The organism is Psychromonas sp. 14N.309.X.WAT.B.A12 (genome assembly GCF_030397575.1).
Taxonomy (GTDB): domain Bacteria; phylum Pseudomonadota; class Gammaproteobacteria; order Enterobacterales; family Psychromonadaceae; genus Psychromonas.
The window spans coordinates 71,885-97,589 of sequence record NZ_JAPNXS010000006.1 but is presented as its reverse complement, the minus strand read 5'-3'; the positions used below and the strand labels follow the sequence as shown (position 1 = coordinate 97,589).

Annotated in this window: 22 protein-coding genes; 12 read left to right on the top strand and 10 right to left on the bottom strand. The window is 39.0% G+C overall.

Annotated elements, in window-relative coordinates:
• Nucleotides 1-25: 25 nt before the first annotated feature.
• Nucleotides 26-859, bottom strand: a complete 834-nt coding sequence (locus tag OW492_RS09445; RefSeq protein WP_290039708.1) for an ABC transporter ATP-binding protein — start codon at nucleotides 857-859, stop codon at nucleotides 26-28.
• A 31-nt stretch (nucleotides 860-890) separates the two neighbouring features.
• Entirely contained in the window at nucleotides 891-2,330 is a 1,440-nt protein-coding gene (hydA, locus tag OW492_RS09440) for a dihydropyrimidinase (RefSeq protein WP_290039707.1), read from the bottom strand.
• A gap of 468 nt (nucleotides 2,331-2,798) precedes the next feature.
• On the opposite strand from hydA, the gene OW492_RS09435 reads away from it, so the two are divergent.
• Nucleotides 2,799-4,028, top strand: coding sequence for a Zn-dependent hydrolase (locus tag OW492_RS09435; protein ID WP_290039706.1), 1,230 nt, complete (start codon nucleotides 2,799-2,801; stop codon nucleotides 4,026-4,028).
• 96 nt (nucleotides 4,029-4,124) lie between these two features.
• On the opposite strand, the gene OW492_RS09430 is transcribed toward OW492_RS09435, so the two are convergent.
• Entirely contained in the window at nucleotides 4,125-4,775 is a 651-nt protein-coding gene (locus OW492_RS09430; RefSeq protein ID WP_290039705.1) for a TetR family transcriptional regulator C-terminal domain-containing protein, read from the bottom strand.
• A gap of 296 nt (nucleotides 4,776-5,071) precedes the next feature.
• On the opposite strand from OW492_RS09430, the gene OW492_RS09425 reads away from it, so the two are divergent.
• The 6 genes from OW492_RS09425 to OW492_RS09400 all read left to right on the top strand — a co-directional run bounded on the left by OW492_RS09425 (nucleotide 5,072) and on the right by OW492_RS09400 (nucleotide 12,033).
• Nucleotides 5,072-6,418 carry an NAD(P)-dependent oxidoreductase gene (locus tag OW492_RS09425; protein WP_290039704.1) on the top strand — a complete coding sequence of 449 codons (1,347 nt, stop codon included), beginning with the start codon at nucleotides 5,072-5,074 and terminating at the stop codon, nucleotides 6,416-6,418.
• A gap of 1 nt (nucleotide 6,419) precedes the next feature.
• Complete coding sequence (gene preA, locus OW492_RS09420; RefSeq protein ID WP_290039703.1) at nucleotides 6,420-7,694, top strand: NAD-dependent dihydropyrimidine dehydrogenase subunit PreA; 1,275 nt, start codon at nucleotides 6,420-6,422, stop codon at nucleotides 7,692-7,694.
• Between the two features lie 31 nt (nucleotides 7,695-7,725).
• Nucleotides 7,726-9,063, top strand: coding sequence for an aspartate aminotransferase family protein (locus OW492_RS09415; RefSeq protein ID WP_290039702.1), 1,338 nt, complete (start codon nucleotides 7,726-7,728; stop codon nucleotides 9,061-9,063).
• Nucleotides 9,064-9,100: 37 nt separating this feature from the next.
• Nucleotides 9,101-10,594, top strand: coding sequence for a CoA-acylating methylmalonate-semialdehyde dehydrogenase (locus tag OW492_RS09410; RefSeq protein ID WP_290039701.1), 1,494 nt, complete (start codon nucleotides 9,101-9,103; stop codon nucleotides 10,592-10,594).
• Nucleotides 10,595-10,823: 229 nt separating this feature from the next.
• Nucleotides 10,824-11,033, top strand: a complete 210-nt coding sequence (locus OW492_RS09405; protein WP_290039700.1) for a hypothetical protein — start codon at nucleotides 10,824-10,826, stop codon at nucleotides 11,031-11,033.
• 133 nt (nucleotides 11,034-11,166) lie between these two features.
• Nucleotides 11,167-12,033 carry a carboxylate/amino acid/amine transporter gene (locus OW492_RS09400; protein WP_290039699.1) on the top strand — a complete coding sequence of 289 codons (867 nt, stop codon included), beginning with the start codon at nucleotides 11,167-11,169 and terminating at the stop codon, nucleotides 12,031-12,033.
• Nucleotides 12,034-12,097: 64 nt separating this feature from the next.
• Here OW492_RS09400 and OW492_RS09395 read toward each other — a convergent pair whose 3' ends face one another.
• The 4 genes from OW492_RS09395 to OW492_RS09380 form a co-directional block, all read right to left on the bottom strand.
• A complete protein-coding gene (locus OW492_RS09395; RefSeq protein WP_290039698.1) occupies nucleotides 12,098-13,450 on the bottom strand; it encodes a PepSY domain-containing protein in 1,353 nt (450 codons plus the stop codon).
• Nucleotides 13,451-13,674: 224 nt separating this feature from the next.
• Complete coding sequence (locus OW492_RS09390; protein ID WP_290039697.1) at nucleotides 13,675-14,490, bottom strand: mechanosensitive ion channel domain-containing protein; 816 nt, start codon at nucleotides 14,488-14,490, stop codon at nucleotides 13,675-13,677.
• Between the two features lie 308 nt (nucleotides 14,491-14,798).
• On the bottom strand, nucleotides 14,799-15,089 hold the full coding sequence (locus tag OW492_RS09385; RefSeq protein ID WP_290039696.1) for a hypothetical protein: 291 nt from the start codon (nucleotides 15,087-15,089) through the stop codon (nucleotides 14,799-14,801).
• A gap of 5 nt (nucleotides 15,090-15,094) precedes the next feature.
• On the bottom strand, nucleotides 15,095-16,162 hold the full coding sequence (locus tag OW492_RS09380; protein ID WP_290039695.1) for a YHYH protein: 1,068 nt from the start codon (nucleotides 16,160-16,162) through the stop codon (nucleotides 15,095-15,097).
• A gap of 243 nt (nucleotides 16,163-16,405) precedes the next feature.
• Between OW492_RS09380 and gloA the strand changes: the two genes are divergently transcribed.
• The 3 genes from gloA to OW492_RS09365 all read left to right on the top strand — a co-directional run bounded on the left by gloA (nucleotide 16,406) and on the right by OW492_RS09365 (nucleotide 18,958).
• A complete protein-coding gene (gene gloA / locus OW492_RS09375; RefSeq protein ID WP_290039694.1) occupies nucleotides 16,406-16,789 on the top strand; it encodes a lactoylglutathione lyase in 384 nt (127 codons plus the stop codon).
• Nucleotides 16,790-16,806: 17 nt separating this feature from the next.
• Complete coding sequence (locus tag OW492_RS09370) at nucleotides 16,807-17,904, top strand: alkene reductase (RefSeq protein WP_290039693.1); 1,098 nt, start codon at nucleotides 16,807-16,809, stop codon at nucleotides 17,902-17,904.
• Between the two features lie 205 nt (nucleotides 17,905-18,109).
• Nucleotides 18,110-18,958 (top strand): DMT family transporter, encoded by an 849-nt coding sequence (locus OW492_RS09365; RefSeq protein WP_290039692.1) that lies wholly within the window; start codon nucleotides 18,110-18,112, stop codon nucleotides 18,956-18,958.
• 68 nt (nucleotides 18,959-19,026) lie between these two features.
• On the opposite strand, the gene OW492_RS09360 is transcribed toward OW492_RS09365, so the two are convergent.
• The 3 genes from OW492_RS09360 to OW492_RS09350 form a co-directional block, all read right to left on the bottom strand.
• A complete protein-coding gene (locus OW492_RS09360) occupies nucleotides 19,027-19,947 on the bottom strand; it encodes a bile acid:sodium symporter family protein (RefSeq protein WP_290039691.1) in 921 nt (306 codons plus the stop codon).
• Between the two features lie 333 nt (nucleotides 19,948-20,280).
• Nucleotides 20,281-20,943 carry a DUF3047 domain-containing protein gene (locus OW492_RS09355; protein ID WP_290039690.1) on the bottom strand — a complete coding sequence of 221 codons (663 nt, stop codon included), beginning with the start codon at nucleotides 20,941-20,943 and terminating at the stop codon, nucleotides 20,281-20,283.
• Nucleotides 20,944-21,189: 246 nt separating this feature from the next.
• Complete coding sequence (locus tag OW492_RS09350; RefSeq protein WP_290039689.1) at nucleotides 21,190-22,389, bottom strand: MFS transporter; 1,200 nt, start codon at nucleotides 22,387-22,389, stop codon at nucleotides 21,190-21,192.
• A gap of 391 nt (nucleotides 22,390-22,780) precedes the next feature.
• Here OW492_RS09350 and OW492_RS09345 point away from each other — a divergent pair, with 391 nt between their 5' ends.
• Together OW492_RS09345 and OW492_RS09340 are read left to right on the top strand one after the other, a co-directional pair.
• Nucleotides 22,781-23,590 carry a phosphate/phosphite/phosphonate ABC transporter substrate-binding protein gene (locus OW492_RS09345; RefSeq protein ID WP_290039688.1) on the top strand — a complete coding sequence of 270 codons (810 nt, stop codon included), beginning with the start codon at nucleotides 22,781-22,783 and terminating at the stop codon, nucleotides 23,588-23,590.
• A gap of 17 nt (nucleotides 23,591-23,607) precedes the next feature.
• Nucleotides 23,608-25,704, top strand: coding sequence for an ATP-binding protein (locus OW492_RS09340; protein WP_290039687.1), 2,097 nt, complete (start codon nucleotides 23,608-23,610; stop codon nucleotides 25,702-25,704).
• The last annotated feature ends 1 nt before the right edge of the window (nucleotide 25,705 follow it).

Sequence of the window (25,705 nt, the reverse complement as noted above, 5' to 3'; positions counted from 1 at the left end):
TGTCTAATCCTTTAGTCGGTTATGATTAATCGATAGCATGCTCGTGAGCAAGTGCCGTTCGAATCTCACTGGCCAACGCATGAAAAGCAGGATCGTCACGTAACGCTAAGGTTTTTAATCTTGGTAACGGGCTCTCAATCACTTTTACAACGCGTCCTGGGCGAGGTGACATCACTACAATATGCGTTGATAATAAAACCGCTTCATCAATAGAGTGGGTGACAAAGACCACGGTTTTTTGAGTTTCACTCCAGATCCGTAATAACTCTATATTCATGTGGTCACGGGTGATCTCATCCAATGCGCCAAAGGGCTCGTCCATTAATAATAAATCAGGGTTTAAACACAGTGCGCGAGCGATAGAAGCACGTTGCTGCATCCCACCAGACAGCTGCCAAGGGAATTTTTTATGGAAGTCTTGAAGACCAACCATTTTCAGATATTTATCAATCTGTTTGTTTTGCTGAGCAGGAGATAAACCCGAAATCTCCATAGGCAAGGCACAATTTTGTTGAATGTTACGCCAAGGTAATAAAGCCGCCGCTTGGAATACATAACCATATAAACGGTTTAAACGTGCATCTTGTGCATCGGTACCATTAACTTTTAAGTTACCTGATGTGGCTTTTTCTAAATCGGCGATAACCCGTAATAAAGTGGTTTTACCGCAGCCAGAAGGGCCGATAAAAGAAACAAAATCACCACTTTTAATACTTAAATTAATATTAGACAGCGCATGCACATCACCATCTTTACTGGGAAAAATAAGCGACAAATCATCAATGGCGATCATTTCTCGCTTAGGTTTATCAGTGGCTTCTGGCGTAGAAACAATTGTCGTTTCTTCTGTTGCTAACATATGACCTCTCTTATCTATTTGTTATTCAGTATTAACGTTCAACTGTATAAGGTGCATGCTCTTGGTTATATTTTTTAACCGCATCGAATATGGTTGGATAAGCAGGGCGTTTAATATAACGTCCAGCACCTTCAACAACATTTAGTTGGCCATCTTTAAAGACCACTTTTCCTTGGCTGATGGTAATACTTGGAGAGCCAGTAACGGTACGTCCTTCAAAAATATTAAAATCAATTTTTTGGTGGTGTGTTTTGGCTGAAAGTGTATGTTCTTTAGCTGGATCCCAAATCACGATGTCAGCATCAGAGCCCACTGCGATACAGCCTTTTTGTGGATAAATATTAAATATTTTGGCGGTATTAGTAGAGGTCACTGAGACAAATTCATTCTCAGTTAAGCGGCCTTTGTTAACGCCTGAGTCCCATAGCACCATTAGGCGATCTTCAACCCCAGCTGTGCCGTTAGGTATTTGTGTGAAGTTATCTTTACCCATGGCTTTTTGATCTTCACAAAAGCAGCAGTGATCGGTTGCTGTAGTTTGCACTGTGCCCCCTTGTAACGCTTTCCATAAGGCTTCTTGATGCCCTTTAGGACGGAAAGGAGGGCTCATTACATGTGCTGCTGCGGTTGCCCAATCTGGGTTTTTGTAGACGCTATCATCTAATTCTAAGTGGCCAGCCAAACATTCACCATAAACACGTTGACCTTCGGATTTTGCACGTGCAATTTCATCAATTGCTTCAGTACAGGAAACATGAACTAAATACAAAGGAACACCAATAGATTGTGCAATACGAATGGCGCGGTTTGAAGCTTCACCTTCAACCTCTGGGGGACGTGATTGTGGATGTGCTTCAGGGCCGGTAATACCTGCTTTAAGCATTTTTTGTTGTAAGTGGTGCACTAATTCGCCATTCTCGGCATGTACTGTTGGCATCGCGCCTAATTCTAAACAGCGGTTAAAGCTGTTTACCAAGGTTTCATCTTCGGCCATGATGGCATTTTTATAGGCCATGAAATGTTTAAAGCTATTTACGCCTTCTTCTGTCACTAAGGTTTGCATGTCTTTAGAGACTGACTCATCCCACCAAGTAACTGCTACATGAAAAGAGTAATCGGATACCGAGCGTGATGCCCAACCTTTCCACGTTTCAAATGCTTCCATTAGAGGTTGTTGTGGACTCGGAATAACAAAATCAATAATCATAGTTGTACCGCCAGCTAAACCAGCAGCTGTACCTGAATAGAAATCTTCGCTTGCTACTGTACCCATAAACGGTAATTGCATATGCGTATGAGGGTCAATGCCTCCGGGCATTACTAATTTTCCTGTTGCATCGATCACTTCGGTACCTGCGGGTACCTCAAGCTCATTACCTATTGCTTTTATAACGCCATCTTCACAATACACATCTGTAAACAGACTTTGATCTGCGTTAACTAGCTTTCCGCCTTTGATTAATAAACTCATTGTGATCAACTCCTCCATGAAGGTGGCCTTGCGCGCACCAATAATAAAATCGAGATGCTTATCTTGAACATGATATTTACAAGATAAGATTTGTGTTTATTAAGAGGTTTGCAATTAACAAGCCAATAACTAACTAACTGACCAATTGGACGGGAAATGTTGTTTTGATAGGCGTCATTACTTACTTGTAGGCAATTAAGCTCCCTTTTTAAAAGGTTTGGCAAATAGTAATGAGGAGATGGCCTTGCTCAATATCAGGGCATTTGCTCACCATAGTGGTGCACAAATATTGTACTGTTAATGATTGTTATCTATTCTTTTTGTTTTAAATGTATGCAGTTCGCTATATATAAGGCTTGTTGTTAAACTTAAAACTTGTTGTCCTGTTGGTCAGTATCTTGCATTGTAATAAATTAATTATGTTGTGTGCGTAATGTCCGTTTAAATCAACTTGTATTGGAGTCAAACATGGAAGCATTAAAAATTAATAGTGATCGTCTCTGGGATAGTTTAATGGTAATGGCGAAAATAGGCGGGACGGCTAAAGGCGGATGTTGTCGCCTTGCATTGACCGATTTGGATAAGCAAGGGCGTGAGTTATATATAAAGTGGGCAGAAGAAGCTGGCTGTACAGTCAAGGTCGATGCAGTAGGTAATATTATGTGTACTCGCCCCGGTGAAGATATGAGCCTACCGCCAGTGGGGACGGGTAGCCACCTTGATACACAGCCAACTGGGGGGAAATTTGATGGTGTATATGGCGTATTAGCCGGATTAGAAGTGGTGCGGTCAATGAATGATCAAGGCATTAAAACCAAACATCCCATTGAGATTTCAGTATGGACCAATGAAGAGGGATCACGCTTTGCTCCTGCTATGATGGGCTCAGGTGTGGTTTCTGGACGTTTTACTTTACAGGAAATATTAGATACTAAAGATGTTGATGGTTTACGTTTGGGTGATGAACTAGAGCGCATTGGGTTTGCGGGTGATACGCCAGTAACAGGTCGTCAATTTCATGCATTCTTTGAAACTCATATTGAACAAGGCCCTTATTTAGAGGCTGAAGAAAAGCAAGTGGGTGTAGTAACTGGCGGGCAGGGGCAGCGTTGGTATAATGCTGTATTAACTGGACGTGAATCACATGCAGGTACAACGCCTATGCACTTGCGTAGTGATGCATTAATCGCTAGCTCTCAATTAGTGTTGAAGGTTGAAGAGATAGCCAAAGCACATCCTCCAGGCTGTGGCACAGTGGGCTTTATGCAAGTTATGCCTAACTCACGTAATACTATTCCAGGTGAGATCTCCATGAGTATTGACCTGCGTCACCCGATTGATGAAGAACTGACTAAGATGGATGCCGCGTTAAAAGCTGCTATCAAAGAAATAGAGGCAACGGGCCCAACGATTGCTCTTGACCCGTTTTGGTATTATGAACCTATTCATTTTAATGAAGACTGTGTAAATGCCGTTCGCCAAGCGACTAAAGACTTAGGGTATAGTCATATGGATATCATTGCTGGTGCTGGGCATGATGCCTGTTATGTCTCTGACTTTGCGCCTACGAGTATGATATTTACACCTTGCTTAGATGGGATTAGTCACAATGAAATTGAAAGTACAACACAGGAAGAATGTGAAGGAGGCTGCTCTGTATTGTTGAATGCTATGTTAACCATGGCAGAAGTGGTTTAAGATTAGCCTTATCTAAGACAATCAATCAGTTGTTTAAACACATTGTAAATAAAGTTATAAATCCTTAATTTACAATGTGTTATTAAGAATAAAAGTTTACAATTGCTTAATGCCGCAACCTCTTAATACTATTTGTGTGATCAATTCTGCACCGGTTTCAAAATCATCATCATCCAATTCTGCTTTTCCCATCAATATACTACTTTGTAGCCCATAGTCCGCATAGGCCTGTGTTGATGACCAAATCATAAACAGTAAATGTTCTGGGCTTATAGGGTTCATCCACTGCTTCGCTATCCACTCACGAATCACTTGGCAGGTACTGATAAACTGTATTTTTAAGTCCGTTTGTAATTTATCACGTAAAAAGGGCGCCCCGTGAAGCAGCTCTGAAGCAAATATGCGGGAAGCATTAGAATGATCCTTAGACTGCCTTATTTTAAGCAGAATATAGTGTCTCAGTGCTTCTTTAGGGTGTTGCTCGGCAGTCATCTCTTCCATATCTACCATCCAAATCTTTAAAATTTGGCTAAGCACCTCTTTATAAAGCACCTCTTTGGTTTTGAAGTAATAGAGAATGTTTGACTTTGGCAGGTTAGCTTGTTCGGCAATAGAAGAGATAGTCGTGCCATTGTAGCCATATTCAGCAAAGCGTTGCTCTGCTACGGTTAAAATTAACTGTAGGTTATCTTTACGAATATCTGCTGATTTTCGGCGTTTTACTACACTTTTTTTAGTGTCATTCATTAATGATTCTCCGCACTGTTTTATCGCAACAGCCTTGTCATGGTGCAGTATTACTCCACATTCATATCTTAGATCGAAGTGATTACTATTTAAAGCCTTATAAGCGATCTCAGTAATTAATATAAGCTTAATTTTTATACTAAGCAAAACAATCGCTTAGACTCGTGTTTGTTTTTTAATCTAACTTGTTGACTTCGTGGTCAGGTAGTTGGCTTGTTGTTTGCATTGTCCAAAGGGTTAACCATAAAAAGATAGTGCAACATTAATTATAAATAGGAGAGGTTATAGTGATGAATATGGACAATTCAGTAAACTATTCACAGCAACAATTAGCATTAGACCAAATGTTTAAGGACATCAATCCAGCTTTAAGTGCGCGTCAGGCAGGTATCGAAAGTTCACGTTGTTATTATTGTTATGACGCACCTTGTATCAAGGCATGCCCATCTAAAATTAATATTCCTAGTTTTATCGCTAGTATTCATGCCGATGATTTAACCGGTGCTGCTAAAACTATCTATAAAGAAAATATTATGGGAGGGAGTTGTGCGCGTGTTTGTCCGACGGAAATTCTTTGTGAGCAAGCTTGTGTACGTAACCATGAAGCTGAGAAAGAACCCGTGAAAATAGGGCTATTACAACGTCACGCAACGGATAATGCTGAATTTGAAGGGCATCCTTTTGAGCGAGCTGCATTAACAGGCAAAAGGGTAGCGGTTGTTGGTGCTGGTCCTGCTGGATTAAGTTGTGCACATCGTTTATCTCTGCTAGGTCATGAAGTTGAAGTGTTTGAAGCACAGCAAAAAGCGGGTGGCTTAAATGAATATGGTATTGCTAAATATAAGTTAACCGAAAATTTTGCTCAGGAAGAAGTTGATTTTATCTTAAGTATTGGCGGTATTACTGTGCATTACGATCGCGCATTAGGCAAAGATATTAGCTTATCGGCACTCAAGGATGAGTTTGATGCCGTGTTCCTTAGTATTGGTTTACAAGATACGGCATCGCTTTATTTAGATCATGAAGATAACGATTCAGTATTAAACTCTGTTGATTTCATTAAAGAGTTACGTCAAGCCACAGATATCGAACAACTTGATATTCCAAAGGACAGTGCGGTGGTGATTGGTGCGGGTAATACGGCGATTGATATCGCGTGTCAATTGAAGCGATTAGGTACAGAAGAAGTGACCTTGGTTTATCGTCGTGGCGAAGCACAAATGAGTGCAACAGGGCATGAGCAACAAATCGCTAAAAACCACCAAGTTCGTATAAAAACATGGAGTCAACCAGAAAAAATTAACCTCGATGAGCAAGGTAAATTAAGCTCAATGACCTTTAGTAAAACTTACCTTGATGAAGGCAAGTTAAAAAGCACTGGGGAGCAGTTTGAAGTGCCTTGTAGTGCCGTGTTTAAAGCCGTTGGCCAAAAAATGGCTTACCCGCAAACGGAACAGCTTATCCCTACCATTAGTAACGGTAAAGTGGCGACTTTCCATAACCAATTAACCAGTATTGAAGGTGTCTTTGCTGGCGGTGATTGTACAGGGGTAGGGCAAGACTTAACCGTTGAAGCAGTGCAACAGGGAAAACTAGCGGCATTAGCAATTCATCAAGAACTAACTTCATCTGAGGAGAAATAATATGGCTGATTTATCAATTGATTTTGTAGGTATTAAAGCACCAAATCCATTTTGGTTAGCCTCAGCGCCACCAACAGACAAAGCGTATAACGTTGAACGTGCCTTTGAAGCAGGTTGGGGTGGAGTAGTTTGGAAAACGTTAGGTGAAGATCCTGCTGCCGTGAATGTTTCATCGCGTTATTCAGCACTGTATGACCATAATGGTAATGTGTCTGGTTTTAATAATATTGAATTAATCACTGACCGTAGTTTAGAGATTAACCTACGAGAAATTGAAGCGGTTAAAAAAAGTTGGCCTGATCGCGCGTTGGTCGTATCACTAATGATGCCCTGTGAAGAGCAAATTTGGAAAACTATTTTAAAACAAGTAGAAGCAACAGGTGCAGATGGTATTGAGCTTAACTTCGGATGTCCACATGGTATGCCTGAACGTGGGATGGGTGCTGCTGTTGGTCAGGTGCCAGAATACGTTGAAATGGTGACTCGTTGGTGTAAAGAACACAGCAAAATGCCGGTAATTGTTAAGTTAACCCCAAACATTACCGATGTACGTTTTCCTGCTCGTGCTGCTAAAAGTGGTGGTGCTGATGCAGTGTCGTTAATTAATACCATCAATTCTATTACTAGTATTGACCTAGATGCGATGGCTGCTCGTCCAATTGTCGATGGTAAAAGTACACACGGCGGTTACTGTGGTCCAGCTGTTAAACCAATTGCATTGAATATGGTGGGCGAAATAGCACGTGATCCAGAAACGGCAGGTTTACCAATTTCAGGAATAGGTGGTATTGGTAACTGGCGTGATGCAGCTGAGTTTATCTCTCTAGGTGCAGGTTCTGTGCAGGTTTGTACTGCTGCCATGATCTACGGATTTAACATTGTCACTGAAATGAAAGAAGGTCTATCAAATTGGATGGACAGTAAAGGCTACGAAACGATTGAAGATTTCAAAGGTTTGGCTGTACCCAATACAACAGACTGGAAAAAACTCAATATGAATTACAAGGTGGTTGCAACCATCGATGAAGATAAATGTATTGGTTGTGGTCGTTGTTACCAAGCCTGTGAAGATACTTCACATCAAGCTATCGAAGTTACCGCAAATGAAGATGGTACTAATAGTTTTGGCATTATCGATGATAACTGTGTGGGTTGTAACCTCTGTGAAATTACTTGCCCAGTTGATGACTGTATCACCATGGATGAGCGTTCAAAAGGCCAGCCATATATGAACTGGATGCAAGATGAGCGTAATCCGCATCGCGAAGAAGCTTAATAGGTTATTGATAGATTTTTTGAGGTGAATTATGAATAAAAAGCAAGTTAATCATAGTCTGACACAGTCACAATTAGATGCACATTGGATGCCTTATTCTGCAAATCGTGAATTCAAAAAAGATCCAAGAATAATTGCATCGGCGTCTGGTCGATACTTTACTGATGATGCTGGTCGCAAAATATTTGATGGTTTATCTGGGTTGTGGTGCACAGGCTTAGGTCATGGCCGTCCAGAGATTGCTGAAGCAGTTAGCGAACAGCTCAAAACACTTGATTACTCGCCAGGTTTTCAGTTTGGTCATGAGAAATCATTTCAATTAGCTGAAAAGATTACCGAGTTTATGCCACAAGGCCTAAACCGTGTTTTCTACACAGGCTCAGGCTCTGAAGCTGCAGAGACCTCTTTGAAAATGGCGCGTGGTTATTGGCGTAAAAAAGGTCAAGCGACTAAAACTAAATTGATTGGTCGTGGTTTGGGGTATCACGGTAGTAACTTTGGCGGTATCTCTGTGGGGGGGATTGGTGGAAATCGTGCAATGTTTGGCCCTGCTGTTGAAGCCGACCATCTGCGTCATACTATGCTGCCAGAAAATATATTTAGTCAAGGACAGCCTGAACATGGTAAAGCGTTAGCGGAAGAGTTATTGGATGTAATAGCATTACATGACGCTTCTAATATTGCTGCGGTGATCGTGGAGCCGTTATCTGGCTCTGCAGGTGTAATCCCTCCACCTATTGGTTACTTAGATCGTCTACGTGAAATCTGTACAGATAATAATATTCTACTGATATTTGATGAAGTCATTTGTAGTTTTGGGCGAATGGGGGCAAAAACTGGTTCGGAAGCTTTTGGTGTCGTACCGGATATGATTAACATTGCTAAACAAGTTACTAATGGCGCTATTCCGATGGGTGCTGTGGTGGCTAAGCAAGAAATTTACGATACCTATATGGATAACAGTGGTGGCGATCATATGATCGAGTTTCCACATGGATATACCTATTCAGCACATCCTGTTGCTTGTGCCGCAGGTTTGGCTACATTAGATCTGTTGCAGCAAGAAAAATTGCCGGAAAGAGTGAAAGCAATGAGCGATTACTTTCAACAGGCTGTACATAGTTTAAAAGGTTGTAAGCATATTGTAGATATTCGTAACTATGGTTTTGCTGCTGGCTTTACCATTGCGCCGAATAATGGCGATCCTGCACTACGACCTTATCAAATTGGTATGAAAATGTGGCAAAAGGGTTTTTTCATTCGTTATGGCGGAGCCACTATCCAACTCGGTTTACCCTTCACCACTGAAAAATCTGAAATTGACTCTTTAATAAATGCGTTAGGCGAAACATTTAACGAAATAGTTTAGAAAATTAATAGCGTGGTAAACCCACATGGAGATTGTTATGACACAAATAGTAGGCCATTTTATCGATGGTGAAGTAGTAGAAGATAGTAGCCGTACGCAAGACGTATTTGACCCAGCATTGGGCGAAGTTGCAACACAAGTTGCTTTAGCTTCAAAAGATACGGTAGAAATGGCGATAGCATCTGCTCAAAAAGCTTTTCCGGAATGGCGAAACACTCCACCTTTAAAACGTGCACGCATTATGTTCCGCTTTAAAGAGTTGTTGGAAGAAAATAGAGATAAAATTTGTCACCTTTTAGGTAAAGAACACGGAAAAATTTTGCATGATGCAGCGGGGGAGTTGCAACGTGGTATCGAGAATGTTGAATATGCTTGTGGTGCCCCTGAGTTATTAAAAGGTGAATACAGTAAAAATGCGGGCCCCAATGTCGACTCTTGGAGTGAGTTGCAATCGATTGGTGTGGTTGCTGGGATCACCCCATTTAACTTCCCTGCTATGGTGCCGATGTGGATGTTTCCACTTGCCATTGTGTGCGGTAACTGTTTTATTTTGAAACCTTCTGAAAGGAACCCAAGTGCGCCATTATTTTTAGCGCAGTTATTACAACAAGCGGGCTTGCCTAAAGGAGTCTTAAATGTGGTGAATGGCGATAAACAAGCTGTTGACGCCATACTAGAAGACAAGCGTGTCAAAGCGGTCAGTTTTGTTGGATCGACTCCGATTGCTGAACATATTTATACCAAGGCAACGGCAAGTGGTAAACGTTGCCAAGCATTGGGTGGAGCTAAAAACCACGCGATTATTATGCCTGATGCTGATATGGATAATGCCGTTAATCAACTGCTAGGGGCTGCTTTTGGTTCATCTGGCGAGCGTTGTATGGCCTTATCTGTGGTAGTGGCAGTAGGCGATAAAGCCGCTGATGCATTGATTGAGAAAATGACAGCTGCAATGCAGAGCTTAAAAGTAGGGGTGTTTGATAATACTGATAATGATTTTGGTCCAGTGATCACTAAACAACATCAGCAAAAAGTAATGGGTTATATTGATAGCGCAGAGGCCGATGGTGCAAATATTGTTGTCGATGGCCGTAACCTAATAGTTGAAGGTTATGAAAATGGTTATTTTGTTGGCGCAACCTTAATTGATAACGTTAAAGCTGAGATGGATAGCTATAAAGCTGAAATATTCGGTCCTGTATTACAAGTGATGCGTGTTGAGTCTATGGAACAAGCAATGCAGTTAATCAATGACCATGAATACGGCAATGGTACTTGCATCTTCACTCGTGATGGCGAGGCCGCTCGTTATTTCTCAGATAATATTGAAGTGGGTATGGTTGGAATTAATGTGCCATTACCAGTGCCTGTTGCCTACCACAGTTTTGGTGGTTGGAAACGTTCACTGTTTGGTGATTTAAGTGCTTACGGTCCAGATGGTGTTAAGTTCTACACAAAACGTAAAACTATCACACAACGCTGGCCATCAAGTGGAGTAAGAGAAGGAGCAAGTTTTGCTTTTCCTAGTTAAAGCGTAATCATTAACGGGGGTAAAATTAGATCATTAAATAGAAAGCCTTTGTTTGTTAAATGCAAGCAAGGGCTTTTTATCATCAGTTTGCTAATTATCATACTTTGTACTTACTTAGGGGTGTTTGTTTCATTTATTTTTCTCTTTAATGTGCTATATTGACTTTTTTATTCTATTGCATTGATTTGTAATGGGTAATTAGCTTTTAATATTATTAATGGATTATAAAATGAAAAAAGAATTAAATATTTTGGTTTGTGGTGCAGCTTTAACAGTTTTAACCGCTTGTAGTATTCCGACTTATCAGAAAACAATTTCATCTGAATATAACGCTAAAGGCGAATTAGTTAGTAAAACTGTGACAGAGACTATTACACAGCCTTCACCTGTATCTGCCCCAATGAAAGTTAAAATTACAGAAGGTGAATTAGAGAAGTAATTTTAAGTATAAAAATTACTAAATAATATTCACTTACTAAAACCCTATATTTTATAATATAGGGTTTTTTTATGACGTTGATTTATATATCCAGTAAACTACACAGCCTTATTTAATTGAAAATGGATTTACTATGGCTTATTTATTATCAGTGACGTTACTGTGGGCGTTCTCTTTTAGTTTGATTGGCGTGTATTTAGCTGGGCAAGTTGATGCTTGGTTTAGTGTATTTATTCGTATAGCGTTAGCAGCATTAATTTTCCTACCTTTTTTAAAAATAAAGCAAGTTGATAAGCCTTTGGCCGTACGCATTATGCTGATAGGTGCGGTGCAATTAGGGCTAATGTATGTGTTTTATTACCACTCCTTTTTATTTTTATCGGTACCAGAGGTGTTGTTGTTTTCGGTCATGACGCCTATTTATGTCACCCTACTGAATGATGCGCTGGATAAACGCTTTAAGCCTCAATTTTTTCTCGTTGCTGTTATTTCTGTCGTAGGAGCGGTAGCTATTCGTTACGGTAATATTAGTAGTGACTTTTGGTTTGGTTTGTTATTAGTGCAAGGCGCTAATCTTTGTTTTGCGATAGGTCAGGTGGCATATAGTCGTTTAATGTCTGAAAGTGAGTTAGATCATAAAACGATATTTGGCTGGTTCTTTATTGGTGCTTTGTGTGTTGCCACGGTTTGTTATGCTTTGTTTGGCGATACCAGCAAATTGCCTACAACGAGTACACAATGGGGAATATTACTTTACCTTGGAACTGTTGCATCTGGTCTTGGTTATTTTGCTTGGAATAAGGGGGCGACTATGGTGAATGTAGGCACCTTAGCTATCATGAATAATCTGTTAATCCCCGCTGGTATTTTAGTTAATTTACTTATTTGGAATAAACAAGCCGATTTACTTAGGTTAAGTATTGGTGCAATTATTATTGTTAGTGCGTTAATTCTTAATCATTATTTAAATAGAAGATCAGTAATTAGCTCTGTGAGATGATCTTTCATAAGTGTTAACCAAGCGACTACATTAAGTATTGAGCTTGGTTAACTTTAATGGTTATTTAATCAAATAAGGCTCTTGTTTTAGGAGAGATAAACAATACAATTCGGTCCAATATTAAAACAGCAACTATTGCGGCAGCTGCAAGTGGAAATAAGAATGAAACCGGTAATAATAACCAAGTTGCTTGTTTCCAACGTGTTAGGTTCTTAGGCTTTTGAGGTGCTGCTAATAGCATTTTTCCTTGTGGTCGACGCATCCACCACATTACAACACCTGTTATAGATATCAATAAGATAGATAAACAAAATAAGGTGTTAACTATATAGTTCCAAATACCCCATTGTCCCATGTGTAAAGAGATACCCACTGCCATTGATTTTGCAGCTAAACTATATTCAGCATAACCAACATCGGCTAATATTTTTCCTGAGTATTGATCAAAATGCACAGTACGATCATCAGTTGCATTCTCAATATCTTTACTCATCGAACTGGCTGAAGTGGTATAAACACCAGTATCACCTGATGGGAAAAACACTTGGAATTGCGTGAAACCTAAGGCTTGGGATTGCTTAATGATGCTATCCAGGCTTATTTGGTGTGTTGCCTTGGTTTTTTCAGACTCTGGCAATAAAGACTGTTCTAATCCCCAAGGGATTTGCTTTAATCCTGGTACATTTAAACTTTCGTGAGTGATAGTTGATGAAACACTGCTTGCACTTTTTTGCATTGGAAAAGTGCTCCAGGCTTGTAACATTGAGCCACCCCATACGCTTGCCCAAGCTAACCCTGACACACAGAAAAATAATAAAATTACTGAAATCCAGACACCAATTACTGAATGCAAGTCACGCCAAAAAGCGCGCCCTTTATTCGCGGTGATGGAGAGTGCCTCTTTGAGTGTTTTACCAGACTCTGGCCACCATAGGTAGATGCCTGTGATAACTAATAAAATAGTAAAGCTAACTGCAATTTCAATCATTTTATCACCAGTATCTCCAATCATGAAAGTACCATGTGTATCGTCAGCCCACGCATAAAGAGAATCTGAAATTGATAGTTCACCTAAAATTTTTGCTTGGTAAGGGTCTACGAAAACCGTTAAAGCATCACCATTATGCATTACTTGGAAACGTGTTGAATTATTAGGGTTGCGCGGAGAATGTATAGATTTAATAACATCACCAGGATAAGCCTGCGCCACTAATGATTTTTGTGCTGAGTAGGTAATAGGTGATTGAGAAACTTGTTCAACTTGATATAAATCTTGATTTGTCCACTTTTCAACAACAGGGGAGTAAAGCATTAATAAGCCTGTTACGGCGAGCATTATTAAGAATGGAATAGTGTAAAGTCCTGCATAAAAATGCCAGCGCCAAACTGACATATAGAAAGATTTTGGGTTACTCATAGAAATCCTTGAAAGAATGGTATTGTTTCATTATTTTTAAATTATTCGGTTCAATGACTGAAGTAGGTTTTAAGTAATGAGATTCATTATTTAGTAGTTAAAAGCGGGGGCAAATTATACGTGATTATCTATCTAATTAATTGAAAAATTAGGCATAATTTTAATTTTTAGGCATAAAAAAACCGAATGTAGTACATTCGGTTTTAGAAGGGGCTTAAGTAAGATTAACCTTGTTTGTGTACATGTACATCCATTTGTGGGAATGGGATACTAAGTCCTTCATTTGCGAATGTTTTGTATACATTTTCATTCATAGCGAAGAATACACCCCAGTAATCTGGTGCTTGAACCCATGCACGGACAGTGAAGTTAACTGAGCTATCTGCTAGTGCAGATACAACGATAACTACTTCAGGATCTTTAAGAATACGTGTATCAGCATCACACATTTGTTTGATTACTGCGCGTGCTTTATCAACATCATCACCGTATGCAATACCAATTGTCCAATCTACACGACGCTTCTCTTCCGTTGAGAAGTTAGTCATTGAACCAGTTGAAAGACCACCATTTGGTAAAATGATTGTTTTATTATCACCTGTTTTTAAGATTGTGTTGAAAATTTGAATTTCACGAACAGTACCAGCATGCCCTTGTGCGTCGATGAAATCACCCACTTTGAATGGTTTGAATAGTAAGATCATTACACCACCTGCAAAGTTTTGCAGCGTACCTGATAATGCCATACCTACTGCTAAACCAGCTGCAGCTAGAATTGCAACAAATGATGTCATTTCAATACCAAGCATGCCCAGTACTGTAATACCTAACATCACTTTCAAGATCATGCCTGTTAAGCTATTTAAAAATGGCTTTAACGAGGCATCAACTTTACTTTTAGTCATTAATTTATCTAAACCACTTAATAGCAGCTTAATAATCCAAGAACCGACGATCCAAACCACAATTGCAGCTATTAGTTTAGGTCCATATATCAGCGCGATTTCTGTTGCTGAATCAATCATTCCATTTGCGTCCATCTTTCTTTCCTTAGTTTTAGAAGTACATAAAATTGATAATGTATAGAAAACTGTGAAATACATCCAGTACTGAATTGAATTAATACTAATTGCAGTGAGCTATATCATATTTGTACATATAATTGACACTTTTTTGCTTGATTACTACTCCAAAGGAGGTGTGTTTTGTAGTGGGTAAATTACTCGAAAAGTCTGTTTATTCGATTCTCAACGCGTTAAATAAAGAAAAAGCAAAGGCACTATAAACGCCTGTTCATAGTGCTTTTGCTTGCCATTATAGAAATACACATTATCAATTTTTGAAAAAGTTAGTCATGGTTATGTGTTGTTTGAGGCTCAGTTTGTTCTTTTACAATTTTTTGAATAGGCTGATTTCTAACACACATTAGTTCAGTTGGCATATATTGGCATGTACCAATATATAAATCATTGTGCATACCTTCATATTGGCAAATTTGTGATCGTTCTTTTTCTTTGCAGGCTGTTAATGCAAATTTATTCAAAGGGCCTGAATGAGCAAAGGCAGTATTAGACGCGATTAATGACATTGTGGTTAGTGACAATAAAAACCATGGATGTTTTAATTTTCGTTTACTCATTATGCTTACTCCTGCGGTTTTGGTGGACGTTGCCCATTCTGCGGACCACCGTCTGGTGGACCGCCAGCAGTTCGAACTGTTTCACCGTGCATACAACCGATAAACATATTTTCGCTTGGGCTGGCAGCATGGTAATGATAACCGCGGATTGTATCCGTGGTTCCTCGACACTCATCAAGCATTTCTTCTTCCCCTTTAGCATTTTTCATCGCATATATAGGGTAACCGTCCATTGCATAACCAATTAATGGTGCATGCCCATCGTTGGTCGTTTCTGATTTATCGGTACAACCATTTGTCGAGTGGTAATGGTAGCCTTGGTGAGCATTAATATGTCCGCCACAATCATCGAATGCGGCAATGGTATAACTACCTAAAATAGCATTAATGGGGGCTGGGCCAGATAATTCAGCTCCATCTAGTGCAATTCCCACTGTATGTACTCGGCCTGCGGTTTTAGTTGCAGGAATAGGCGAGGTTGGAATTAAGTAAGTTACATTAAAGTCATCGTCAAGGTAAGCGAGTTGGCATTCAATACAATTTTGTTTGTATTGTTCTTCAACGTCTGGCCGAGCAGCACCTAAACAAGCGGCTTTAGTGGCTGTGTAGCGTACTTTGTTAGTTTTTGCATCGTACACCGCCCATTTATCATCTTCATAGTATTCATTTAATTTTAAAATAAACTCACCGGTAATATCGACTAATTCTCCCGAACCTTCTTTACTAAACCATTTCCCGCCATCTTCTGGGCCATCACTAGTGGTTCTTGGACAAAATGGACCTGGCTCTCTACCTGCAGGTGCGCCAGAGGTCACTAATTTGTAACAGGTTGTTTCTGTACCTTCTGCTGTTGTGCAATCGACTATGGTTGGATCTTCAGTAAATGCTCCTTCTTTAAACATTGAAAGGTTGATTCCTTGAGATACTTGATTGACTTTAGCGATTGGAGTTGTTGTTTCTACAGTCGTTGATGTACCAGCATTTACTTCTGTTTCACTGTTACATCCTAGTAAAGTGGCTAATGCACTAAAGGTAACGAGTCCTGTTAATATTCGCTTTTTTGTTAAGCTCATGATGAGATCCTTTTTATTGAGGGCACTGGTTTTGATACTACTTATTCTAGATATGTATGAGTTAATGAAAGGTTAATGTATGCCATTGATAAACCGCTTTTTACCTTGATATCGACAAGGTGATTTTTTGAAAGTTCCTACCTCATAATTTTTAATTATTATGATCATAATAAATGATAATTTTATTCTTGCTGTGAGCCACAGTACTATCACTCGAATGATGTAATCATTAATAGGACTTCAATGAAATTTTTGCATACCATGCTCAGAGTGAGCGACCTTCAACAATCTATCGATTTTTATACCAAGGTATTAGGTATGAAGGTGTTAGAGAAAAGCATCAATGAAGCCTACCGTTACACTTTGGTTTTTGTTGGATATGGTAGCAAAAATAAAGGAGCGAGTATTGAGTTAACCTTTAATTGGGATACCAATGAATATGAATTAGGCAATGCGTTTGGTCATATCGCTTTAGGTGTTGAAGATATTTATGCGGCTTGCGAAAAAATAGAGAGTTTGGGTGGGAAAGTGACACGCGAACCAGGACCAGTAAAAGGTGGAACTACCCATATTGCCTTTATTACTGATCCAGATGGATACCAGATAGAGTTAATCCAATTAGGTTAATGTAGAGGAGTTATAAGATGAAAGAAGCATTATTTCAAAGTATACAATTAGGTAAATTTACCTTAAAAAATCGTATTGTTATGCCACCAATGACCCGCTCTCGTTCTACCCAGCCGGGTAACATTGCAAATGATATTATGGCTGAATATTACGCACAACGCGCAGGTGCTGGTTTAATTGTCAGCGAAGGAACACAAATTTCGACACTGGGGCAAGGCTACGCTTGGACACCAGGTATATACAGTAAAGCACAAATTGCAGGATGGAAAAAAGTAACCGATGCAGTACACAGCAAGGGCGGTGTCATGTTTGCACAACTTTGGCATGTGGGCCGTGTGACACATACAGATAATACTCAAGGTGTGCAGCCTATTTCATCATCTGCGTTAGCAGCAGAAAATGTGAAAGTGTTTGTGGACAATGGTATTGGTGAGCCGGGGTTTGTTGATGTTGTTGAGCCACGTGAAATGACCAAAGCAGATATTCAAGAGGTGATTGAACAATATCGTCAAGCAGCATTAAATGCACTTGAAGCTGGTTTTGATGGAATTGAATTGCACGCAGCTAATGGTTATTTAATTAACCAGTTTATCGATTCAAATGCGAATAACCGTACAGATGAATATGGCGGCAGTATTGAAAACAGATTACGTTTCCTAGGTGAAGTCGTTGCCGCTATGGTTGAAGCGATTGGTGCCGATCGAGTCGGCGTTCGTTTAGCACCTTTTACGTCGTTAAATGGTACGGTTGATGAAACACCTGTAGAAACGTATGTTGCAGCCGCCGCATTATTAAACCAACATAAAGTGGTTTATATCCATATTGCGGAAGTCGATTGGGATGATGCACCAGAAACACCACTAGCTTTTAAGGAAGGTGTTAGAGAGGCATATCAAGGTATATTAATTTATGCAGGACGTTATGACGAAAATAAAGCTGAGCAAGCTATACAAGATGGTTTAGCAGATATGATTGGTTTTGGTCGCCCATTTGTGGCTAATCCAGATTTACCAAATCGTATTAAACAGGGGTACCCATTAGCAGAGCATAATCCAGATACCCTATTTGGTGGTGCTGAAGTTGGCTTAACAGATTACCCTGAATATAGTGCTTAGTATCAAAATAATATAATGATAAGTATTTCGTTTTAAAGCATAATGCGCTCTTATAAAGTGAACCATGTAAAAGCAACCTTGCAATTTTGTTAGGTTGCTTTTGTGTTTTTATTTATCACATTTTTATTAACGAACGTATCAAGCTTATTGTTTAAAGCAAATATGTTAATTAATTTCATTGGTCATTATCATAAAAGAGAAAATTATGCGTGGAGAAATCCATTTAGTCTTAGCTACCTTACTCGCTGGCATCGGTTGGATCGCCTCAAAACTTGTAATAACAGGCATACCTGGCGACCTTTTTATTGCTACTCGTTTCTTAATTGCTAGTTTTATTCTACTGCCTTTTTGTTATAAAAGTGTCTTCCGTTTAAGTTTACAACAAGTGCTTTCGGTGTGTGGTGTTGGGTTAATGCTCACCGTGGGTATACAGGTCTGGATCTACGCAGTTTCTATTACTAATAGCCTTTCAGAAGGGGCATTTATCATGAGTTTAGCGATGATAATTGCGCCATTTACTGCTTGGATATTTTTTAGAGAAAAACCCAACAGGGCGTTTTGGCTCGCGTTACCGATTGCGGTTGTTGGTATGATGTTACTAACCTTGACAAATGGGTGGCAAGTAGAAAGCAGTCAATGGTGTTTTCTACTCTCATCGGCACTTTTCTCTGTGCATTTTATCTTTAATAAACGTGTTGTTACCAATACAGTTAAACCTTTAGTCTCTATCTATCTTCAGTTGCTTACGGTAGGTTGTGTCAGTTTCATTTATGTATTCTTAACCCAAGAGATTGAATATCAGTTAAATAATACCGTTATTTTTTGGTTTATCGTCTCGACTTTAATTGCTACATCGATTCGTTACCTTTTCCAAAGTGTTGGACAATTTTCAGTAAAGATTGAAACAGCGGCACTGATTATGATTTTAGAGCCGATTTGGACATTATTATTAAGTATAAGTATGCTAGGTGAAGAGATTAAATTGCAAAAACTATTAGGTGCTGCGGTGATTTTCTTATCTTTATTTGTTTATGTAAAATTATCTCGAAGATAGTCCCTCATTGATAAAGCTGACCACCTCGCCCTCGAATATTATCGTTCTAGGGCGAGGTGAATCATAGGTTAGGCTTTACCTTGCTTAGCGCTACGTGACCAATAACCCGCTAATAGAGAGCCACTAATGTTATGCCACACAGAGAAAATTGTACCTGCAATAGCAGCTGTTGGTGCGAAAAACTTCATGGCTAATGCCGCCGCTAACCCTGAGTTTTGTAAACCCACTTCGAAGGCGATAGTACGACACACCTTTTCTTCAAAGCCTAGTTTTTTGGTAATAAAGTAACCAGCCAGTAAACCAAATGAGTTATGTAATATAACGGCTATCGCTACCATTGGCCCTACAGCAATCAAGTTATTAACATTTAGAGCTACTACTATCGCGATGATCACCACAATTGCAGCCATCGAGATAAGCGGCAAGGTTGGTGCAATAAAGCTAATCGGCTTATGTAGGAAAGTGTTAATTACAACGCCTAATACCACCGGAATTAGCACAATTTTAATTAAGCTGATGATCATACCGGCGACAGGGATATCAATTGCTTTTCCTGCTAGTAATTCAACTAATAGTGGTGTGAAGATAACACCTAATAAGGTGCTGATAGCTGTCATCGAGATTGATAAAGCAACGTCACCTTTGGCTAAAAAACACATCACGTTACTACTTGTACCGCCTGCAACAGCACCAACAAGCACTAAACCAACGGTTAGGTTAGCATCAAAATTGAGTAGAATGGCGATTGCTAAGGCGACGATTGGCATGACTGTAAATTGTAATATTACACCCACAGTGACGGCTTTGATGTTTTTGCTGACTTGTGCAAAATCTTTAGCTGTTAAGGTTAAGCCCATTGCTAACATAATAAGTGTTAACAATGGCACAATGTAAGCCTTTAAGGCGATAAATAAGCTAGGTTGAAAGAAGGCTAACACAGATAATGTGATAGCCCAGATTGGAAATAAGTTGGTTATTGTTGCGATCATAATGATTCCGATTTTACGTCACTGATACTAATTAACTGACCTATTTTACTTGTTAAAATAACTTATTTTTTCGTTGTAAGTTTGGTTAATTCTTTCACTTACACCTTAAACTAAGTCATTTTTTCTATGTAAAATGTAGAGCACTTATTTAATATAGTTGGTATTAGATATTTTTAAGGACAGTGAGAATAAACAGTTGATTTTAAATATGCAATAAAGGCTTTCTTAATATGCGCTTTAAAAAGACAAAAAAGAAGTGGAGCCACCTAAGAAAAGGGTAAAGTGGCTGTCTAATAGGCTGATTCGAAATATTAAGAAGAGATTCAATGTCAGTTATTGAGCACTAAAACTAATATCTCCATAATAAGATTCAGCCTGTCTGCCGCTATTATCGGTATCCGTCATGATCGCTATGACATCAATATAACGGTAAGCTTTTTGATTCTTTTGTTCACTGCCTTTATCCCCAAATTGATCGATTAGATCTTGATAAACGTTGCGTTTCTCTTGGTACCATTGGTTGATATTGTCTTGTTCGCCGCGCACAGCAATCATTCTTACCCTATCGCCTATAAAGGCGTTATTCCATACTGTTCCTTGTGCTTGATTACTGGACCAAACATAACTTAGACATTTGCTGCTCCAAACTGCAAAACCACCATCGATCACCACATAGATTCTAGCGACATAATCGTCGCCCGGTTTTGCTTGCTCATTTAATCCAGAAAGCTTAGAGGTAGTGAGCCAATCCCACTGTATGTAAGGTGTTTTGAGTAGATCAACACGTTTCTTTAACACTAGCCCGGAAGCACTGTTATTACTTTCTGCTTTAAGTACTGTGCGTTGCCCATATTTCACAATGTTATAGGTTGATTGGCCTTCAAAGGATTCCTCTTCCCAGTTCGCTAGGCCATTATTAGCAAATACACTGATTTCCGTTGCTGCAGTAGCCTGTAAACTTATTAAAAAACAAAATAGTAATAATGTTATGCGCATGTTATTTCTCTTTGATTGACAGCTGAGTTTGCATCATAGCGCTCTATAAAGTCATAGTGCAATGTGCTTTTACCGCAATGATAATCTATTGATTAATACGCGATATTGTCTTTGTAATTTTAATTTAATTGCTCATTGAAGGGTGATTGAATGTGAAAGAGGAGAGTGCTAAATAGGAAAATGCTAAACAGAAAGGCACTAAATAGAGGGGTAAAATGCCTCTTCAACAACAAGAGGCATCTTAATTTATGAGGTAAGCATAGATTGGTTTTTGCGACTCAGTTGAAAGTAACTTAGCCCCCACATGATAAATCCACCTAAGAATAGGGCTGCTGCTACATACCCTGTTTGATTTGGTTGGGCACCTTGTGCAATGGCCATTCCACCAACCCAAGGACCAATTGCATTGGCAACATTAAAGGCACATTGTACCAGAGCACCAATCATCGCATGACCATCCGGAGAAACATCCATTAGTAGGGTTTGAATTAACGTTGCTAATCCGATACTGCAACCAATTAAGAAGATCACCGCATATAATTGCCAGATGTTATGACTTGCGCCCACATACATCAGAGCAAAAATTATGGTAAATACTAGGCTTAATCCTGTTGCTTTTATCGCTGAGCCATCGGCAGCTTTTCCTAAAAAGTAATTACCGATAGTACAACCAATACCAAACATCACCATGGCAATAGAAATAGTATAGGCAGGGCTATGCGTGACATCCAAGATAGTGTCAGCAATATAAGTATAGATACAGAATACGCCACCAAATCCAACAATCACTATGCCTAGAATCGACCACACTAACTTGTCTTTTAATACACTCAACTCATTAAGTAGATTAGAAGGTTTATTGTTGTCCATATTGGGTACTACAAAGTACACCAAGATCAGGGCGATCAAAGATAATACCGATGCGCCTGCTAAACAGTATCGCCAACTTAAATTCTGTCCAATTAACGTCACTAATGGCACACCAACAATAGTGGCTATGGTTAATCCCATAAATATTTTAGACATAAAAGTAGCACGCAGGCCTTTGGGGGCAATATCTGCAGCAAACAGTATTGCAGCTCCAAAATAGGCTCCGTGTGGTAAGCCACTTAAAAATCGGAATAAGATGAGTTGATTTAAAGAGGTTGAAAGAGCACTTAATCCATTGGCTATAAACATTAAGCTTAAGAAAATAAGCAATGCTTTACGTTTTCGCATATTAGCCGTGGTAAGCATTAAAACTGGTGCACCTACCACAACCCCCATCGCGTAGGCACTGATTGCGTGTCCTGATTGTGTGGGAGTCACATTAAAAGTATCACTGATTAAAGGCAACATCGGCATCATAGAGAATTCGGTTAGCCCTAGTATAAAAGTGCCGAGCGCGAGAACTATCATAATAGTAACTCGGTTAATAGGTTGTGCTACGTGGCCTGAGGTCATCATTTTCCTTGTGTCACAAGTATGGTCTTCGATCAAATCGATTTATACATACAAGTGATAAATATCATTATTTTATAAAAGTAAATAGTAATTGGAAATGTGACCTTAGTCACCTTAATTTTTGGGTGTTTAATCAGTGCAAGCTATTTAAATTTGCTAACGGTCAAATTGTTGGAAAAGTAATCTGTTTTTCATTAATCATCACATTTTTCATCTTAAATCAGTAGGCTTTCTTTGATTTTAATCTACACTTAAGGAGTAATTATTATATTTATAAATGATCTTGGCTTGTGATTTTGCTGTATTAATTGTTGCCACGTTTTATTCTAGTGTCATCAAGTGATTAATAGAAGCGTAGCAACTAGATTTTTCATTCACATTGGAGGTGATTGATATGCAGAAATTTTTTATTGCAATAATCATGATGTTTTTATCGAGCAATATCTTGGCAGAAGGAAAGGTATTAAAGCTCGGTGTTGTTCCTCAGCAATCAGCTTCTAGCTTAGCTAAAGTTTGGTTGCCATTAACTCTCTCTTTATCTGAGAAAACCGGGTATCAAATTCGTTTCGCTACTGCCCCTAATATTCCGGAGTTTGAAAAGCGAGTTGCGGCGGGTGAATACGATATTACTTACTTAAACCCTTATCATTATACCGTGTTTAGTAAATCTATCGGTCTACGTGCGATTGCTCGTCAAAAAGACAAACGTATTCATGGCATTATGGTGGTACGTAAAGACAGTGATATTTCGGATTTATCGATGTTATCAGGTGTTGAAGTGGCTTTTCCTGCTCCCGCAGCCTTTGCTGCAACCGTTTTACCGCAAGCACATCTTCGCCTAGAAGGCGTTTCATTTATGCCTCAATATGTTTCATCTCATGATTCTGTTTACAGTGGCGTTGTAAAAGGTTTATTTCTTGCCGGTGGTGGGATTGACCGTACTTTATCTACTTTCCCTAAGGCGCAGTCAGACCAATTAAAAGTTATATGGCGCTCTAAAGGTTATACACCACACGCATTTGCTGTTTCTGAGGAGTTAAGTGATGAAGAAACTGAACGTATCCAAAGCGCATTGTTATCGTTAAATAGTCAACCAGAAGGCATGGAAATATTGACCGGATTAGGGTTCAAGACTGGGTTAATGAAAAGTGAAGACAGTGATTGGAATGATGTTCGTGCTTTAGAAATTGACTTGCTCAAGTAAGTAGAGAAACGACTTATATGCTGAACTTTAAATTCTCTTTTAAAATGAAAACGATTTTCGGTATTGCTATTATCGAAACATTCTTTCTGTTTATATTAGTACTGAATAGCCGGTCTATTCTATACGAAACAATTGAATTAGATATTAAAGATCAAGCGAGTAATATCTCTACTCTGTTAGCGACTGCATCTGTAGATGCAGTGGTATCTCAAGATATTGCGACACTAGACTCTATTTTAAATTCCACTATTAACACTTCCAAAATATTGTATATTCGAGTTGTAGGGCTCGATGGAGTTTTAGCTGAAGTTGGAAACCAACATTTTTTAAACCAGCCTTTTAAAGAAGACAACTCGATTGTTGATAGTGAAAGCGATGGGACTTACGACGCTTATGCCAATATCATGATCGATGGATATCAGTTTGGTCGGGTTGAGATTGGGTTATCTATCGAAGAGCAGCAATCGATCATCGACCAAGCAACGAATCACCTTTCTACGATTGCATTTGTTGAAATGTTATTCGTTGCCCTGTTTTCATTGTTATTAGGTGTTGCGTTAACCAAGCGATTAACAGTGTTGCAGGAAGCTACATTAAAAGTGTCACAGGGGGAGACTGGGTTACAAATACCGATTGAAGGCAGTGATGAAGTAACAGATGCCTCCAATGCATTCAATCTGATGTCTAAAAAAATAGGCCAAGTCACCCAAAAATTAAAATCCGATAATTCTCGTATGGATACGGTAATGAATACGGTCACCGATGGTATTTTTATGGTAAGTATCGAAGGTGATATCCATTCAATGAATCGCTCTGCTTATCGATTGTTTGGACTTGAAGAAAGCTTAATAGTGACGCAGAGTATTTTTGATTTTATTCCCGAGTTTAATTTGAATGGCATTATTAATTCAAAAGAAAAGCATATACAAAATGTAGAAGGTCTTACCTTAAAGGGTAAGCATGTTGCACTTGAAATACATTGTAATCAGATGGAGTTCAATAATCAGCAATATATTGTTGGCGTCATTCGTGATAAAACTGAAATTAATCGTCTTCAATATGAGCTTCAAGCTGTATTTAATTTGAGCCCGAATGGTTTTTTGATATTAGCTAATGACCTAAGTATCTCTTATGTTAACCCTGCGTTTTATTCTATGTTTTCTATTGCACCTGAACGTTGCTTTCTAGGTGGAAATAATTGGGCTTGTTTTACTGATTTAATAGATAATTCTATCGATTATTCTCACCATAAAGATTTGTCATTATTGGATGAATTATTAACTGAGAATATTTTATATTTAAAATCCCCTGTTGAGAAAGTGTTAACTATTTCTCGCCAGAAAATCGATATAGCTGACCCAGATTCTTCGGATATTCTTTTCTTTGTTGATATCACCCATTTAACCATTGTCGATAAGATGAAAAGTGAATTTTTGACTACTGCAGCTCACGAGTTACGGACACCTTTAGTAAGTATTTGTGGTTTCTCGGAGTTGTTACTAGCTCGAGATTACGATAAAAGTACTGCACATGAAATGTATAGCATTATTCATCGCCAATCACTTCACTTGAAATACTTATTAGATGAGTTGTTGGATTTATCTCGGATTGAGGCGAGGGCTGGCAAGGGTTTTAATATTTCTATACAAGATATTGAAGCTGTTATTAAAGAATCTTGCGTGGAAGTTGAAGGCGCCTTTAAAGGGCGAAAAGCCATTATTAATCCTGCTGTAGCATGGCCAACTGCGCTCGCTTTTGATATTGATAAAATACGCCAAGTTTTAAGAAACCTATTGAGTAATGCGTTTAAGTATTCATCTAAAGATATCACCTTAGTAACTCATTTAAAGGAAGAGCAAGGTAAGACGTTCTTTGGCATAAGCATTATTGATAGAGGCATTGGTATGACGCCGCAACAGTTATCGCGTTTGGGTGAACGTTTTTATCGTGCCGATGATTCTGGTGCAACGCCAGGTAGTGGTTTAGGGGTTTCTTTAGTTAATGAAATTGTCTCTATCCATGGTGGAAAAACCGAATATAGCAGTGAAAGTGGGCAGGGTATGACAGCAACCTTCTGGTTACCACTGACAGTCCATAAATTTAATAAGGAGTAAC

Coding starts and splice junctions, on each gene's coding strand:
- OW492_RS09445 (WP_290039708.1), bottom strand. CDS start 859: ATGTTAGCAACAGAAGAAACGACAATTGTTTCTACGCCAGAAGCCACT.
- hydA (WP_290039707.1), bottom strand. CDS start 2,330: ATGAGTTTATTAATCAAAGGCGGAAAGCTAGTTAACGCAGATCAAAGT.
- OW492_RS09435 (WP_290039706.1), top strand. CDS start 2,799: ATGGAAGCATTAAAAATTAATAGTGATCGTCTCTGGGATAGTTTAATG.
- OW492_RS09430 (WP_290039705.1), bottom strand. CDS start 4,775: ATGAATGACACTAAAAAAAGTGTAGTAAAACGCCGAAAATCAGCAGAT.
- OW492_RS09425 (WP_290039704.1), top strand. CDS start 5,072: ATGGACAATTCAGTAAACTATTCACAGCAACAATTAGCATTAGACCAA.
- preA (WP_290039703.1), top strand. CDS start 6,420: ATGGCTGATTTATCAATTGATTTTGTAGGTATTAAAGCACCAAATCCA.
- OW492_RS09415 (WP_290039702.1), top strand. CDS start 7,726: ATGAATAAAAAGCAAGTTAATCATAGTCTGACACAGTCACAATTAGAT.
- OW492_RS09410 (WP_290039701.1), top strand. CDS start 9,101: ATGACACAAATAGTAGGCCATTTTATCGATGGTGAAGTAGTAGAAGAT.
- OW492_RS09405 (WP_290039700.1), top strand. CDS start 10,824: ATGAAAAAAGAATTAAATATTTTGGTTTGTGGTGCAGCTTTAACAGTT.
- OW492_RS09400 (WP_290039699.1), top strand. CDS start 11,167: ATGGCTTATTTATTATCAGTGACGTTACTGTGGGCGTTCTCTTTTAGT.
- OW492_RS09395 (WP_290039698.1), bottom strand. CDS start 13,450: ATGAGTAACCCAAAATCTTTCTATATGTCAGTTTGGCGCTGGCATTTT.
- OW492_RS09390 (WP_290039697.1), bottom strand. CDS start 14,490: ATGGACGCAAATGGAATGATTGATTCAGCAACAGAAATCGCGCTGATA.
- OW492_RS09385 (WP_290039696.1), bottom strand. CDS start 15,089: ATGAGTAAACGAAAATTAAAACATCCATGGTTTTTATTGTCACTAACC.
- OW492_RS09380 (WP_290039695.1), bottom strand. CDS start 16,162: ATGAGCTTAACAAAAAAGCGAATATTAACAGGACTCGTTACCTTTAGT.
- gloA (WP_290039694.1), top strand. CDS start 16,406: ATGAAATTTTTGCATACCATGCTCAGAGTGAGCGACCTTCAACAATCT.
- OW492_RS09370 (WP_290039693.1), top strand. CDS start 16,807: ATGAAAGAAGCATTATTTCAAAGTATACAATTAGGTAAATTTACCTTA.
- OW492_RS09365 (WP_290039692.1), top strand. CDS start 18,110: ATGCGTGGAGAAATCCATTTAGTCTTAGCTACCTTACTCGCTGGCATC.
- OW492_RS09360 (WP_290039691.1), bottom strand. CDS start 19,947: ATGATCGCAACAATAACCAACTTATTTCCAATCTGGGCTATCACATTA.
- OW492_RS09355 (WP_290039690.1), bottom strand. CDS start 20,943: ATGCGCATAACATTATTACTATTTTGTTTTTTAATAAGTTTACAGGCT.
- OW492_RS09350 (WP_290039689.1), bottom strand. CDS start 22,389: ATGATGACCTCAGGCCACGTAGCACAACCTATTAACCGAGTTACTATT.
- OW492_RS09345 (WP_290039688.1), top strand. CDS start 22,781: ATGCAGAAATTTTTTATTGCAATAATCATGATGTTTTTATCGAGCAAT.
- OW492_RS09340 (WP_290039687.1), top strand. CDS start 23,608: ATGCTGAACTTTAAATTCTCTTTTAAAATGAAAACGATTTTCGGTATT.